Here is a 14,298-nt window from a genome sequence, read left to right as displayed (position 1 = left end):
TCGGACACCGTCGGCAGCCCCACGCACGCGTCCACCGGCAAGCCGAAGGGGTGGACCAGCGCACGCCAGAGGGCCACCGGGGCCGCGACGGCGGCCGGCACGATCACGGCGACGTCGGGGCCGGGTCCGGCGGGTCGCCTAGGGAGCGCGCCCACGCGACCATCCGGCGGCCTTCAGGCCGGCCGGGGCACCCACGACCATCGCGCCGGTCAGTCACCAGACGAACCAGCCGTCGAGGAACCACCAGTTGTCACCACGGTCGGTGGAGCCGCGACAGGTCGCGCCCTGCCGGCTCACCGTGCCGGTCCAGGCCGACAGGAGCGGCTGACCGGCCCCCAGCGAGGCGGCGACGACCGCGGGGCGGTGCCCGTCCCTAAAAGGACTCTCGAACGCATCTGAGGACCGCCAGGCGCGCTACCGCGCCGCCCATCGGTACCGGCGCTCCGGCCTGCCCGCCGAGCCGTAACGCAGCCGCACGGCCGCCTTCCCCTCGGCGACGAAGTGCTCCAGATACCGGCGCGTCGCGACCCTGGAGAGGCCCGCCAGGCCCGCGCATTCGGCCGCGGAGAGCTCGTCCGCGGCCTTCTTGAGCGCGGCCCCGACCAGGTCGGCGGTGTCGGCGTTGAGGCCCTTGGGCAGCTCGACACGGGCCGGGCGCATCGCCACGAAGAGCCGGTCGACGTCGTCCTGCCCGATGTCGCCGTCGGCGGCCAGGCCCTGATGCGCGATCGCGTAACGCTCAAGGCGCTCGCGCATGCTGTCGAAGGTGAAGGGCTTGATCAGGTAGTGCACGACCCCGCCGCGCATCGCCTCCCGCACCGTCTCCACGTCCCGGGCGGCGGTCACGATCAGCACGTCGACGCCGACCTTCCCGTCGCGCAGGCGGCGCAGCACCTCCAGTCCGGTGAAGTCGGGCAGGTAGATGTCGAGCAGGACCAGATCCGGCGCGAGCCGCTCGATCTCGGCGAGCGCACCGGCCCCGGTGTGGGCGAGGCCGACGACCTCGAAGCCGGGCACGCGGGACACGAAACCGCGGTGGACCTTGGCGACCATGAAGTCGTCGTCGACGATCAGGACGCGGATCACGACTGGTCTCCCGTCGCCGGAATCCGGGCGGTGAACACCGATCCGGACACGCTCACGTCTCCTCCACGCTGGGTGCAGATCAATCGGGTCAGGGCGAGGCCGAGACCGTGGTGCCCGTCGGTCGCGGGTTTGGTGGTGTAGCCCTGGCGGAACACCTCCTCGGCGAGTTCGGGCGGGACGCCGGGGCCGGTGTCGGTGACCGTGGCCAGGACGGCTCCGTCGGCGTCGGTGCGGACGTCGACCTCGACGCGTCCGCCGGGGCCGATGGCGGCGAGGGCGTTGTCGACGAGGTTCCCCAGGACGGTGCCGACGTCGGTGGCGAGATGGTCGTCGAGGGACGGGAGGTCGCTGCCGGGTGAAAGGGCCAGTTCGGCGCCCTGTTCGGCGGCGACGCTGGCCTTGGCGATGAACAGCGCGGCCAGGGAAGGGTCGCGGACGAGGCGGGTGACGTCGCGGTTGAGTTCCTCGGCGACCTGACTGACGCGGGTGATGTAGCCGACGACCTCGTCGTGCTCGCCGAGTTCGACGAGCCCGGCGATGGTGTGGAGCCGGTTGGCGAACTCGTGCGCCTGGGCGCGGAGGGTGTCGGTGGTGTGGCGGCTGCGGTCGAGTTCCCGCCGCAGGGCGGTGAGTTCGGTGCGGTCGCGGAGGGTCGTGACGGAGCCGACGCGGCGGCCGCGGACGACGACGGGTTCGCGGTTGAGGACGACGACGCGGTCACCGGACAGGACGACGCGGTCGGCGCCGGTGACCTTGCCGGTGAGGACGTCGCGGAGGTGGGGGTCCATGGGCTGCTGGTGGAGGCTGCGGCCGGTCTGCCCGCCGGGAAGGCCGAGGAGGCGGGCGGCCTCGTCGTTGATGAGGGTGACGCGGTCGGCGGTGTCGGTGCCGACGACGCCTTCGCGGATGCCGTGCAGCATGGCCTCGCGGTGTTCGACGAGTCCGGTGATCTCGACGGGTTCGAGGCCGAGGGTCTGGCGTTTGACACGGCGGGCGAGCAGCAGCGACCCGGCGACGCCGACGGCGGCGCCGATCGCGAGGTAGGTGAGCAGGTCGGAACCGGCCGAGACGAAGCGTTCGGGGAGCGTGGGGTAGGTGTGGCCGACGAGGACGAGGCCGAGCAGGTCGCCGTGGTCGTCGTCGAGGACGGGGACGTGGGCGACGAGGAAGGCCGAGCCGTCGTCGATGACGCCGATCCAGGAGCGGCCGGCGAGGGCGTCGCTGGCACCGAGGGCGGCGGGGCGGCCGGCGTCGGGTCCGGTGAGGAGTTTCCCGGCGGCGTCGGTGACGACGACGTAGGCGGCGCCGGATACCGCGCGGGCGCTTTCGGCCGCGGCGGCGAGCGCCTCGGATTCGCTGTCGGTGCCGAGGCTGAGCCGGACGGTGCTGTTGACGGCGAGGTTCTCGCCGACCGAGCGCAGCCGGGCGCCTTCCTGGGTGCGGAAGTCGGCGTCGGATTCGGCGAGGGACACCGCGGCGACGGCGCTGACCACGAGCAGGACGATGCCGAGCTGGAGGACGAGCAGCTGACCGGCGAGGGTGAGGCTGCGGCGCACGGTAGTCTTCCTCCTCCGGTGGGACCCTGGTGACCTGGCGCACAGGCGATGGGTTTGGAGACTACGCGGAGGTGCGCGATGCGGCGAAGGCTGTCCGTGGTCCTCGCCGCCGCGCTGGTCCTGAGCGGCTGCTCGGCGGGCGAGACCGAGCCTTCCGAGCTGCGGGTGATGGTGCCCAACCCGCCCGGGAGCGGTTACGACGTGACGGCCCGGACGGCGGCGCGGGCACTGGGGGACGCCGGTATCGAGCGTGATGTCGAGGTGTTCAACCTGCCCGGGGGCGGTGGCACGGTCGGGCTGCGCAGGCTCATGTACGAGGAGGGCAACGCCGATCTGCTGATGCTCATGGGCCTCGGCGTCGTCGGCAGCGAACAGACCTCCGGCGCGCCGGTCTCCCTGGCCGACACCACGCCCATCGCGCGGCTGATCGCCGAGCCGGGGATCATCGTCGTCCGCGCCGACTCCCCCTACCGCGACCTCGCCGAACTGATCGCGGCCTGGCGCGCCGACCCGGCCGCGGTCGCCGTCGGCGGAGGGTCGTCGCTCGGCGGCCCCGACCACCTCGCGCCCATGCTGGTCGCCGACGAACTCGGCATCGAACCGTCCGATGTGGACTACCAGCGCTACGACGGCGGCGGGGACCTCCTCGCGGCCATCCTGAGCGGCCAGGTCGCCTTCGGCGTCTCGGGCGTCAGCGAGTACCCCGACCAGGTGCGCTCGGGGCAGCTGCGCGTCCTGGCGGTGACCGGCGAACAGCGCGCCCCGGGCATCGAGGCGCCGACGCTGCGCGAGTCGGGGATCGACGTGGTGTTCACCAACTGGCGCGGCATCGTCGCGCCGCCCGGCCTGACGGCCGAGCAGGTCGAAGAGCTGACGTCGACGGTTTCCCGCCTGCACGACTCCGACCAGTGGCGGGCGGCGCTGGACCGGTACGGCTGGGCGGATGCGTACCTGGAGGGCGACGAGTTCGGGAGCTTCATCGCCGAGGAGTCGACGCGGCTGTCGGAGACGCTAACGGGCCTGGGGCTGGGTTAGGCGCACAACGGAAAAGGCCCGCCCGGTCACCCGGGCGGGCCGCACTTCCCGACGCGGCTAGAGCGTCGCCCGCGCCGCCCGCAGACGGTCGAGCGACACCTCGCGCCCCAGCAGCTCCATCGACTCGTACAGCGGCGGCGACACGGCCTTGCCCGTCGCCGCGACGCGCAGCGGGCCGAAGGCCTTGCGCGGCTTGATGCCCATGTCGTCGATGAGGGTCGCCTTGAGGGCGGTCTCGATCGCCTCGGTGGTCCACTTCGGGAGCGCTTCGAGGGCCGTGATGGACGCGTCGAGGATGGCCGGCGCGTCGTCCTTGAAGTTCTTCGCGGCGCTGTCGGCGTCGATGGCGAAGTTCTCGCCGGCGAACAGGAACCGCATCATCTCAGCGCCCTGCACCAGCGTGCCCGTGCGCTCCTGCACCAGCGGCGTCGCCACCGACAGCACGTGCAGCTGCTCCTCGGTCGGCTCGGCGCCGAGCAGGCCCATGTCCTGCAGGAACGGCAGGATGCGACCGGCGAGGTCCTCGGGCGCGAGCATCCGGATGTGGGATCCGTTGATCGCGTCCATCTTCTTCTCGTCGAAGCGCGACGGGTTGCTGTTGACGTCGGCGATGTCGAAGGCCGCGACGAGCTCCTCGGGGCTGAACACGTCCCGGTCGGGGCCGATCGACCAGCCGAGCAGGGCGATGTAGTTCAGGATCCCCTCGGGCAGGTAACCCTTGGTGCGGTAGGCGAGCAGGTCGGAGCGCGGGTCGCGCTTCGACATCTTCTTGCGCGTCTCGTCGACGACGAGGGGCGCGTGCGCGTAGGCCGGGACGGCCTCGGCGACGCCCAGCTCGATGAGCGCGCGGTACAGCGCGATCTGGCGCGGCGTCGAGGAGAGCAGGTCCTCACCGCGGATGACGTGCGTGATGCGCATCATCGCGTCGTCGACCGGGTTGGTCAGCGTGTACAGCGGCGTCCCGTCGGCGCGGGTGATCGCGAAGTCGGGGACCATCCCGGCACGGTAGGTGACCTCGCCGCGGACGAGGTCGGTGAAGGTGATGTCCTCGGCGGGCATCCGCACGCGCAGGACCGACGTGCGGCCCTCGGCGCGATAGGCGGCCTTCTGCTCCTCGGTGAGGTCGCGGTCGAAGTTGTCGTAGCCGAGCTTCGGGTCGCGGCCGGCGGCCTTGTGCCGGGCCTCGACCTCGGCGGGCGTCGAGAACGCCTCGTAGGCGTAGCCGCCGTCGAGGAGCCGCTTGGCCACGTCGAGGTGGATCTGGCGGCGCTCGCTCTGCCGGTAGGGCGCGTGCGGGCCGCCGACCTCGGGGCCCTCGTCCCAGTCGAAGCCCAGCCACGCCAGCGCGTCGAGGAGCTGGTCGTAGGACTCCTGGCTGTCGCGGGCGGCGTCGGTGTCCTCGATGCGGAACACGAAGGTCCCGCCGTGGTGGCGCGCGTAGGCCCAGTTGTACATGCAGGTACGCGCCAGCCCGATGTGTGGGACGCCCGTCGGGGACGGGCAGAAACGGGTGCGGACTTCAGTCAAGATCGATCACCTGGTTCGTGAGCGTGCCGATCCCCTCGATCGACACGGATACCTTGTCACCGGCCACCATCGGCTCGACGCCTTCGGGGGTTCCGGTGAGGATGATGTCGCCGGGGAGCAGCGTCATCACGTGCGACACGTACGACACGAGCGTCGCCGGGTCGAAGACCATGTCCTTGGTGCGGCCGAGCTGGCGCACCTCGCCGTTGACCTCGCAGCGGACCTCGACGTCGGCGACGTCGACGGCCGTGTCGATCCACGGCCCGAGCGGGCAGAAGGAGTCGAAGCCCTTCGCACGCGTCCACTGGCCGTCCTTGGCCTGCAGGTCGCGGGCGGTGACGTCGTTGGCGATCGTGTAGCCGAAGATGGCGCGCGCGGCGGCGCTGCGCTTGATCCGGCGCGCGCCGGAGGCGCCGATCACGATGGCCAGCTCGGCCTCGTGCTCGACCTGACGGGACACCGGCGGGATGCGGATGGCGTCGTCGGGACCGATGATCGACGTCGACGGCTTGAGGAACAGCAGCGGCTCGGCCGGGACCTCGGCGCCGTGCTCGGCGGCGTGGGCGGCGTAGTTACGGCCGACGCACACGACCTTGCTGGGCAGGATCGGCGACATCAGCCGCACGTCGGCGAGGGCCCAGCGCTGGCCGGTGAAGGTGATGTCGCCGAAGGGGTGACCCTCGATCTCGGCGACAGTGAGGCCGCCTTCCCCGCCGTCGGCGCCCATTTCGCCTTCGATGACGCCGAACGACATGCCCCTGGGATGGGCGACACGCGCGATACGCAAGATGCTCCCCTTCTGCGGCCCGGGCCGTCGGGCCGTGTGACGCTCGATGCGTCCACCGTCACGGATGAGGCGGCCCGCGGCCAACCTCTTTTCGCCAACGAGCCTAGTCGTGGGCGAGGTGACGGCTGCGCCACACCTGGAGACCCGCGCCGAAACGAGCGGCACCCGCCCCAGCGACATGGCTAACCTTCGATGCATGGCGTTGAGCACCCACGAGGTCGACCTTTTCGAGGGCGAGCGAGCGCGCCTTGAGGCGATCGCCTACCGGCTGCTCGGTTCGGCCGGCGACGCCGAGGACGTCGTGCAGGACACCTTCCTGCGCTGGCAGTCCGCCGACCGCGAGCACGTCGAGGTCCCCGCGGCGTGGCTGACGAAGGTGCTCACCAACATCTGCCTCAACCAGCTCACCTCGGCGCGCGCCAAGCGGGTCAGCTACGTGGGCCAGTGGCTGCCCGAGCCGGTCCTGTCCGGCGACCGCATGCTCGGCCCGGCCGACACCGCCGAGCAGCGCGAGTCGGTGTCCTTCGCCGTGCTCACGCTCATGGAGCGGCTCTCGGCCAACGAACGCGTCGTCTACGTGCTGCGCGAGGCCTTCGGCCACCCGCACGCCGAGATCGCCGAGATGCTCGACACCAGTGAGGCGAACTGCCAGCAGATCTACCGGCGCGCCAAGCAGCATCTGGCGACCCGGCGCGCGCGTGCCGAGGTCGACCGGGCCGCCGCGCACAAGATCGCCGAGGAGTTCCTCGCGGCGGCCGTCAGCGGGCAGACCGCACTCCTCGTCCGGCTGCTGACCGACGACGCCCGGAGCATCGGCGACGGCGGCGGCAAGGTCCCGGCGCGCACGACCCCGATCATCGGCGGCCTGACCGTCGCGCGCTTCCTGCGCGGACTGTTCAAGCCCAGCGCGGCCAAGCGCGCCATGACCGGCGGAAGCCCCGCCGCCTACGCCGAGGTCGTGAACGGCGAACCGGCCGTGGTCGTCCTCGTCGGCGAGCACGTCATGGGCGTGGCGACGCTGGAGCTGACCGACGAGGGCATCACCGCCGTCCACCTGCAGGTCAACCCCGACAAGCTCGCACGGATCACGCGGCAGTGGGCCGCGACCGAGCATGAGGAGCCCGTCCACATCCTCTGGTGACTCAGGTCACACTCCACTTCTGTCAGGAATCGCGCCGCCGTCCGGTTCAGGAGGCGAAGCCACGCCAGACAGGAGCACACCATGAAGCACCGCATCGTCGTCCTCGGAGCCGGATACGCCGGAGCGAGCGCCGCCGGACGCCTCGCCAAGCGCCTGCACGCCGACGACACCGAGATCACCATCGTCAACGGCGACGCCGACTTCGTCGAGCGGGTCCGCATGCACCAGCTCGCCACCGGGCAGGAGCTCAAGCACCGCCCGCTCGCCGGGATGTACAAGGGCACCGGCGTCGCGGTCCGCGTCGCGAAGGTGGCCGCCGTCGACGTCGAGGCCAAGACCGTCGCCCTCGACGACGGCGAGATCGCCTACGACACCCTCGTCTACGCCCTCGGCAGCGCATCGACCGACCACGGCGTCCCCGGTGTCGCCGAGCACGCCCACGACATCGGCGGGAAGGGCTCGGCCCTGCGCCTGCGCGAACGCCTCGCGGCGCTGCCCGCGGGCGGGACCGTGGTGGTCGTCGGCGGCGGGCTCACCGGCCTGGAGGGCGTCACCGAGATCGCCGAGAGCCGTCCCGACCTCGACGTGGCGCTGGCCGCGCGCGGCGAACTCGGCGACTGGCTCAACGACAAGGCCCGAACGCACCTGCGCGGGGTCTGCGAGCGGCTCGGCATCACCGTCCACGAGCACACGAGCGTGACGGCCGTCGAGACCGGTGGTGTGATCACCGGCGACGGTGAGCGGATCGCCGCCGACGTGACGGTCTGGACCACCGGTTTCGCCGTCCACCCGATCGCCAAGGCCACCGCCCTTGAGGTCTCCGACACCGGCCGGATCGTCGTCGACGGGACCATGCGCTCGGTCTCGCACCCCGACGTCTACGCGGTCGGCGACGCCGCCCTCGCCCCCGGCGCCGGCGACAAGCCGCTGCGGATGTCGTGCGCGTCGGGCGTCCCGATGGCCTGGCGGGCCGCCGACACGATCGCCGCGCGACTCACCGGCGGCAAGATCGACACCGCCCCGCTCGGCTACACCCAGCAGTGCGTCAGCCTCGGCCGCCGCGACGGCGTCATCCAGTTCGTCACCGCCGACGACAAGGCCAAGCCCGGCCTGCTCAAGGGCAGGTTCGCCGCCCGCTACAAGGAGCTCATCTGCAAGAGCGCCGCCTGGGGCGCCGCCAACCCGACCCTGGGCATGCCGGTCCGCCGCCGCCGGGTCACCGCCGAGGGCACGGCCCTGCGCGAGGCGACGGCGTGACGTCGGGGGCGAAGGGGCGGGAGCCGCGGCTCCCGCCCCGGCCCCTACGTGATCCGGATCAGTTTCCGCTCCACCGCCGTGGTCACCGCGGCCGTGCGCGTCTCCACGCCCAGCTTGGCGTAGATCCGCTGAAGGTGCGTCTTGACCGTCGCCTCGGTGATGAACAGCCGCTTGCCGATCTCGCGGTTGCCCGCCCCCTCCGCCAGCAGCCCGAGGATCTCGACCTCGCGCGGCGACAGCGCCGGGAGCGGGTCGCGCATCCGGCGCATCATGCGGCTGGCGACCTGCGGCGACAGCACGCTCTCGCCCCTCGCGGCGGCGCGGACGCCGCGGAACAGCTCCTCGGGCGGGCCGGCCTTGAGCAGGTATCCGGTCGCGCCGGCGTCGATGGCGCGGGCGATGTCGGCGTCGCTGTCGTAGGTGGTCAGGACGAGGACCTGCGGCGGTTCGGGAAGCGCGCGCAGGCGCCGGGTGGCCTCCACCCCGTCGACGCCGTCGCCGAGCTGGAGATCCATCAGCACGACATCGGGCCGCGCCACGGCCACCGCCCGCAGGGCCGTCTCGGCGTCCCCGGCCTCGCCGACGACCTCGATCCCGTCCTCACCGGCGAGCAGCGCCTTGACCCCGGCCCGCACGACGGCGTGGTCGTCGACCAGATAGACCTTCATTCCGCTCCCCCCACCGGCGTTCCCACGGGAATCGACACCGACACGGCCGTCCCGTCGCCGGGCGCGGTCTCCACGGCGAAGTAGCCGTCGAGGGCGGCGGCCCGTTCCCGCATCGCCGACAGGCCGTAACCCCGGCCGGGCTCCGGGGCCGTCGCGGCCGGGTCGAAGCCGGTCCCGTCGTCGCGGACGTCGAGATTGACGTGGTCGCCGATCCGGGAGACCGTCACCACGGCGTTGCGCGCGCGGGCGTGCTCGCGGACGTTGGCCAGCGCGCCCTGCGCCACCCGCAGCAGCGTCGCCGAGGTCTCCGGCGGCAGATCGCCCAGGTCACCTTCGACGTGCACCCGGACGTCGGCGCCGCTGACCGCGCCGGTCTCGGCCGCGAGCGCGGTGAGCGCGTCGAGCAGCGGGACGTCGACGCTGAGGTCGCGGACGAAGGCACGCGCCTCGGCGAGGTTGCGGGCCGCCATGTCCTCGGCGAGGCGGACGTGTTCGCGCGCCTTGCCGGTGCCCCACGAACGGTCGGCGTTCTGGAGCAGCAGGACGATGCCCGACAGCCCCTGCGCGAGCGTGTCGTGGATCTCGCGCGCGAGTCGCGTCCGCTCCTCCAGCACACCGGTGCGGTGCTGGGAGGCGGCGAGCTCGCCGCGCGTGTGCTTGAGCTGGAGGACGGTCGCCACGGTCATCCCCGCGATGGCGATGGGCACCAGGACGAGACTCGGGTCGACGACCTCGTTGAGCGCGAGCAGCGCGACGATCACCGCCGCGGTCAACAGGGCGCCGACGATCACGGTCGCGCGCGGGGAGAGCAACCGCAGGCACAGGAACAGCAGCGGCACGGCGACGACCGCGAAAGAGGGCGCGCGGTAGGTCAGCGCGAGCCAGCAGATCAGGACCGCCGCGAGCCAGCTAAGCGACCAGACGCGCCCGAGCCGGGACCAGCCCCACACGCCGGTGGCGTAGACGACGGCGGTGACGGCGGCGAGGGTCAGGTCGATGACCATGACGTGGTCGAAGGGGTGGCGGATCAGCAGCCTCGACGCGCCCGCCGCCATGAGCAGGAAGAAACCGGCGTGCATGGCCACGTCGAGCAGGTTCGGTTTCTCCCGGGGCATGCACGCACCATATCGGCCGGTCAGTGCCCCCGTGTCGGTCAATCGGATGACAGCGGGGGACGTCCACACGGATCGCGGGGTTCACGCCCGTGCCGGACACCGCCGACCCCGAGGACGCGGAGTGTGGAGGACGTAAGCGAGAACGCCCCGCACCACTTTCGGTTGGAGAACCCCGTGAAGAAGCCGCTGCTCATCAAGACCATCGCCGCCACCACCCTCGGCCTGAGCGTCATCGGCGGCCTCGCCGCCACGGCGAGCGCCAACGTCGACGATTCCGCGACCACGGTCGCCGCCGCCGAGGCCGCCGCGAACAAGCCCGGCAAGGACGACGGCGTCGTCGAGACCGACACCATCTCGGCCAAGACCGCGATGAAGGCCGCCCAGGCCGCCCTCAAGGAGGCCGAGAAGCAGGGCCAGCGCGTCACCATCGCGATCGTGGACCGCTCCGGCGCGACCCGCCTGATCATCCACGGCGACCAGGCCGGCCCGCAGACCGAGGAGTCGGCGGTCCGCAAGGCCTTCACCGCGGTGTCCTTCGGCCAGCCGACCAGCAAGCTCACCGGCGGCGCGACCGGCGACGCCCCCAACATCTCCGACATCCCCGGCACCCTGTTCCTCGCCGGCGGCGTGCCGGTGGCCGTCGACGGCCTGGCCATCGCCGGGATCGGCGTCGGCGGCGCCCCCAGCGGCGACATCGACGAGTCCATCGCCAACGCCGGCCTCGCCGCGATCGCCGGGGACCTGAAGTAACCCATCGCCTCCCCCAGCAGGGCCGGGACACCGTCGTGTCCCGGCCCGCAAGGCGCGAAAAGGCTGCGGACCCGGCCCGGCGTTGACCATGATGGGACGAGGTCGCGCCGACCGTGAGGGGGACGTTCATGGCCACGATCCGCGAGCTGGTGCTCGGCCAGCTCCGCCGGTGGAGGATGACCACGATCTTCGGCGACCCCGGCTCGACCGAGGCCTCCTTCGCGCACGACCTCCCCGCGGACTTCCGCTACGTCCTCGGCCTCCAGGAGGCCGTCGTCGTCGGCATGGCCGACGCCCACGCCCAGGTCACCGGCACCCCGACGCTCGTGAACCTGCACGGCACCGCCGGGCTCGGCGACGCCATGGGCGCCATCGTCAACGCCGCCCGCAACAAGAGCCCCCTCGTGATCACCGCGGGAGGGGAGGGCACTCCGCACTCGGAGCCCCTGTTCGCCCCCACCGCCGTGAAATGGGTCCACGAGCCGCACCGCGCCGAAGACGTCCCCGCCGCGCTCGCCCGCGCCCGGCTCATCGCCGACACCCCACCGCGCGGCCCGGTGATCCTGTCGCTGCCCGCGCACGACCTCGACACCGAGGTCGACGAGGCCCGAGCACGGGCCGCCGAGACCCTCGCCGAACGGCACGTCGCGGTCGCCGCCGCCGGAGACCCGCAGGCCCTCGCCGCGCTCGCCGAACGCCTCACCCAGGCCGAGAAACCGGCCCTGATCTGCGGTTCCGAGATCGACGCCGACGGGACCTGGGAGGACGCCGTCGCCCTCGCCGAACGCCTGCGCACCCCGGTCTGGTCGGCCCCCGCCGAAAGCCGCGCCACCTTCCCCCAGGACCACTGGCTGTACCAGGGCGCGCTGCCGCCCGACATGGGCCCGCTCGACGAGACCCTCGACGGCCACGACCTCGTCGTCGTCCTCGGCGCGCCGGTCTTCCGTCGCCGGCACCCCGTTCCCGGCGACTACCCGCCCGCCGGGACCACCCTGGTGCAGCTCACCAGCGACCCCGGCGAGGCGGCCCGGGCACCGTTCGGCGACGCCGTCATCGCCGACGTCGGTTACGCCCTCCAGACCCTCCTCGACCTGATCGAGGACCCCAAGCAGCCGAACCCGCGCGCCGAACCGGCCGAACGGCGGCCCCTCGACCCGGGCGGCACGAAAGGCTCCCCGCTGGACCCGGCGGCGGTCTTCACCGCGCTCGCCCGTTCCGCGCCGGCGCACACGCGCTGGGTGCACGAGGCGCCCACGCACGCCGATTTCTTCCCCCGGCACGTGAAACTGACCAGGCCCGGCTCGTACTTCGCCGCCGCCGACGGCGGCTCCGGCTTCGGACTGCCCGCCGCCGTCGCCGCCCAGCTCGCCGACCCGTCGCGCCCCGTCATCGGCCTCATCGGCGACGGCCCCGTCCAGTACGCCGTGTGCGCGCTGTGGACGGCCGCGGCCTACCGGGTGCCGGTCACGATCGTCGTCACGGTGGACGGGGAGAGCGCGTTCCCCGGTGCGCCGGGGCGCGGGATCGACGTCTCCGCCATCGCCACCGGCTACGGCGTGCGCGCCCACCGCGCGGTCGACGCCGTGCACCTCGCCTCTCTCCTGGAGGAGGCCACCACGAGCAAGGACGGGCCGACACTCATCGAGGTCCCGGTACGGACCGTTTTCCCCGGCACGCAGAACGGAAGGGACGAGCGATGAACGACCCCACCTTCCCGCAGGTGTCCACCTTGGACCAGTTGCGGCTGCTGTTCCTGCACAACGCCAACAACCTCGGCCGCGGGGTCGTGCTCGCCCGCCCGCGGGTCAACGCGCTGTTCACCAGGCTCCAGGCCGACCGGCGCCTCGTCCGGCTGCTCGACCGGCTCCACGAGGACCACGCCGGCCAGCCGGTGTGGACCAACGGGATCACCGGCGCGACGCTGCTGGTCCTGTCCCGCTCGGACGTGCGGCGGGTCCTGTCGGGCTCCGACCGCCTCTACGCGATGGCCACCCCCCTCAAACGGCGCATGATGGGCCACTTCCAGCCCGACGGCGTGATCCTCACCGAAGGCGAACTGCGCGAGAGCCGCCGCCGCTTCAACGAGGTCGTCCTCGACTGGGGCCGCGACGCCCACCGCGAGGCCGCGCGCTTCGCCACGGTCGTCAACGAGGAGGTCGAGGCACTGCTGACCGGGCCGCGCGCGACCGGGCGGCCGCTGAGCTGGCGCGCGCTGCGCCGGGCCTTCCAGCGCGTCGGGCGGCGCTGCGTCCTCGGCGACGTGGCGGCCGAGGACGTCGAGGTCAGCGAGCTGCTGGAGACGCTGCGCCGTGAAGGCAACTGGATGGGCCTGCGGGTCTGGCGGCGGGGACGGATGCACGCCCTGCGCGCCCGCTTCGACGACCGCGTCCACCGCTACATCGACGTCGGGCAGTCGGGGAGTCTCGTCGGGCGCTTCGCCGACCTGCCGATCGAGGCCCGCGTGCACCCCTCGGGACAGGTCGCGCAGTGGCTCATGGGCTTCGACACGATCGCCCCGCTCGCCGCGCGGACCCTCGCGCTGCTGTCGACCCACCCGTGGTTCCTGACCGCGATCGAGGAGGAGATCGCCGACGCCGACCGCTTCCACCACGCCGGTACCGCCGACTCCGTGCTGGCCATGCCGCACCTGAAGGCGACCGTGCTGGAGTCGGCGCGGCTGTGGCCGATCATGCGCGACCTGGCCCGCGTCGTCACCCGCGACACCGACTGGGACGGCGCGCTCGTTCCCGAGGACGCCGAGGTCGCGATCTCGCTGGTCTACCACGGCAGGGCCGCCTATCGTGGTCGCGCCGCCCACCGCTTCACACCACAGCAGTGGCTCGACGGCAGCGCCGACAACGACTGGGCGCTGTCCCCGACGAGCCGCGGCCCGGCCGCCTGCCCCGGCGGTGACCTGGGCGTCTTCATCGCCACCACCGCGATGGCGGCCTTCCTGCGCGAGGCCCGGTTCCGGCTGCTGACGCAGGAACTGCGACCCGACCAGCCACTGCCGTACGGCTTCGACCCGTTCCGGATCAAGTTCGCCGTCGCCGACCGGCCCGACACCCCGCCGACGGTGATGGTGCCGATGGGGCCCGGCGGCTTCGGGGACTTCGGGGACTTCGACGAGGAAGGCGAGGACTAGGCGGCGTCGTCTGGCGGAACGCCCCGGCGTTCCGCGAGCACCAGTCGGCGAAGGTCCCCGGGGCGCGGCCGAGTAGCCGTCGCACGGTGTCACCGCGCACGCCTTCGGTGTCGGCGCGCATGAGCGTCAGACCCTCGACGATCGCCGCCGCGAGTGCCGGCGGAGCACCGTCGGGGTAGCGAAACCGGACCGCCTCGGCCGGGGTGGCGATCTCACGGACGGCGATGTCGC

General features: G+C 72.6%; 12 protein-coding genes. 6 read left to right on the top strand and 6 right to left on the bottom strand.

Translation table 11 applies throughout. The annotated features are described in order from the left end of the window. Positions 1-414: 414 nt before the first annotated feature. Complete coding sequence (locus HNR73_RS12340) at positions 415-1,086, bottom strand: response regulator (protein WP_184787540.1); 672 nt, start codon at positions 1,084-1,086, stop codon at positions 415-417. Beyond that, on the bottom strand, positions 1,083-2,642 hold the full coding sequence (locus HNR73_RS12335) for a sensor histidine kinase (protein WP_184787539.1): 1,560 nt from the start codon (positions 2,640-2,642) through the stop codon (positions 1,083-1,085). The genes HNR73_RS12340 and HNR73_RS12335 overlap by 4 nt, the downstream gene beginning before the upstream one ends. A 78-nt stretch (positions 2,643-2,720) precedes the next feature. On the opposite strand from HNR73_RS12335, the gene HNR73_RS12330 reads away from it, so the two are divergent. Further along, positions 2,721-3,677, top strand: a complete 957-nt coding sequence (locus HNR73_RS12330; RefSeq protein WP_184787538.1) for a Bug family tripartite tricarboxylate transporter substrate binding protein — start codon at positions 2,721-2,723, stop codon at positions 3,675-3,677. A gap of 57 nt (positions 3,678-3,734) precedes the next feature. On the opposite strand, the gene gltX is transcribed toward HNR73_RS12330, so the two are convergent. Both gltX and HNR73_RS12320 read right to left on the bottom strand, forming a co-directional pair. Next, entirely contained in the window at positions 3,735-5,204 is a 1,470-nt protein-coding gene (gltX, locus tag HNR73_RS12325; protein ID WP_184787537.1) for a glutamate--tRNA ligase, read from the bottom strand. Continuing rightward, positions 5,197-5,991 (bottom strand): fumarylacetoacetate hydrolase family protein, encoded by a 795-nt coding sequence (locus HNR73_RS12320; RefSeq protein ID WP_184787536.1) that lies wholly within the window; start codon positions 5,989-5,991, stop codon positions 5,197-5,199. The genes gltX and HNR73_RS12320 overlap by 8 nt, the downstream gene beginning before the upstream one ends. A gap of 196 nt (positions 5,992-6,187) precedes the next feature. On the opposite strand from HNR73_RS12320, the gene sigJ reads away from it, so the two are divergent. After that, complete coding sequence (gene sigJ / locus HNR73_RS12315; RefSeq protein ID WP_184787535.1) at positions 6,188-7,132, top strand: RNA polymerase sigma factor SigJ; 945 nt, start codon at positions 6,188-6,190, stop codon at positions 7,130-7,132. An 81-nt stretch (positions 7,133-7,213) separates the two neighbouring features. Continuing rightward, positions 7,214-8,389: an NAD(P)/FAD-dependent oxidoreductase gene (locus tag HNR73_RS12310; protein ID WP_184787534.1), complete on the top strand. Its 1,176-nt coding sequence runs from the start codon at positions 7,214-7,216 to the stop codon at positions 8,387-8,389. Positions 8,390-8,433: 44 nt separating this feature from the next. Here the strand turns inward: HNR73_RS12310 and HNR73_RS12305 are convergent, their stop codons facing one another. Together HNR73_RS12305 and HNR73_RS12300 are read right to left on the bottom strand one after the other, a co-directional pair. Beyond that, positions 8,434-9,057, bottom strand: a complete 624-nt coding sequence (locus HNR73_RS12305; protein ID WP_184787533.1) for a response regulator — start codon at positions 9,055-9,057, stop codon at positions 8,434-8,436. Further along, positions 9,054-10,172 carry a sensor histidine kinase gene (locus tag HNR73_RS12300; RefSeq protein ID WP_203686670.1) on the bottom strand — a complete coding sequence of 373 codons (1,119 nt, stop codon included), beginning with the start codon at positions 10,170-10,172 and terminating at the stop codon, positions 9,054-9,056. The genes HNR73_RS12305 and HNR73_RS12300 overlap by 4 nt, the downstream gene beginning before the upstream one ends. Positions 10,173-10,346: 174 nt before the next feature. Between HNR73_RS12300 and HNR73_RS12295 the strand changes: the two genes are divergently transcribed. The 3 genes from HNR73_RS12295 (at position 10,347) to HNR73_RS12285 (ending at position 14,067) form a co-directional block, all read left to right on the top strand. After that, positions 10,347-10,922: a GlcG/HbpS family heme-binding protein gene (locus HNR73_RS12295; protein ID WP_239122264.1), complete on the top strand. Its 576-nt coding sequence runs from the start codon at positions 10,347-10,349 to the stop codon at positions 10,920-10,922. A gap of 128 nt (positions 10,923-11,050) precedes the next feature. Further along, complete coding sequence (mdlC, locus tag HNR73_RS12290; RefSeq protein ID WP_184787532.1) at positions 11,051-12,622, top strand: benzoylformate decarboxylase; 1,572 nt, start codon at positions 11,051-11,053, stop codon at positions 12,620-12,622. Next, positions 12,619-14,067, top strand: a complete 1,449-nt coding sequence (locus tag HNR73_RS12285; RefSeq protein ID WP_184787531.1) for a cytochrome P450 — start codon at positions 12,619-12,621, stop codon at positions 14,065-14,067. The genes mdlC and HNR73_RS12285 overlap by 4 nt, the downstream gene beginning before the upstream one ends. Positions 14,068-14,298 lie beyond the last annotated feature (231 nt).

The sequence above is a fragment of the Phytomonospora endophytica genome, from assembly GCF_014202425.1.
GTDB lineage: Bacteria > Actinomycetota > Actinomycetes > Mycobacteriales > Micromonosporaceae > Phytomonospora > Phytomonospora endophytica.
Note: the sequence above shows the minus strand (reverse complement) of the source record. Positions and strands in the feature narration are given on the sequence as shown.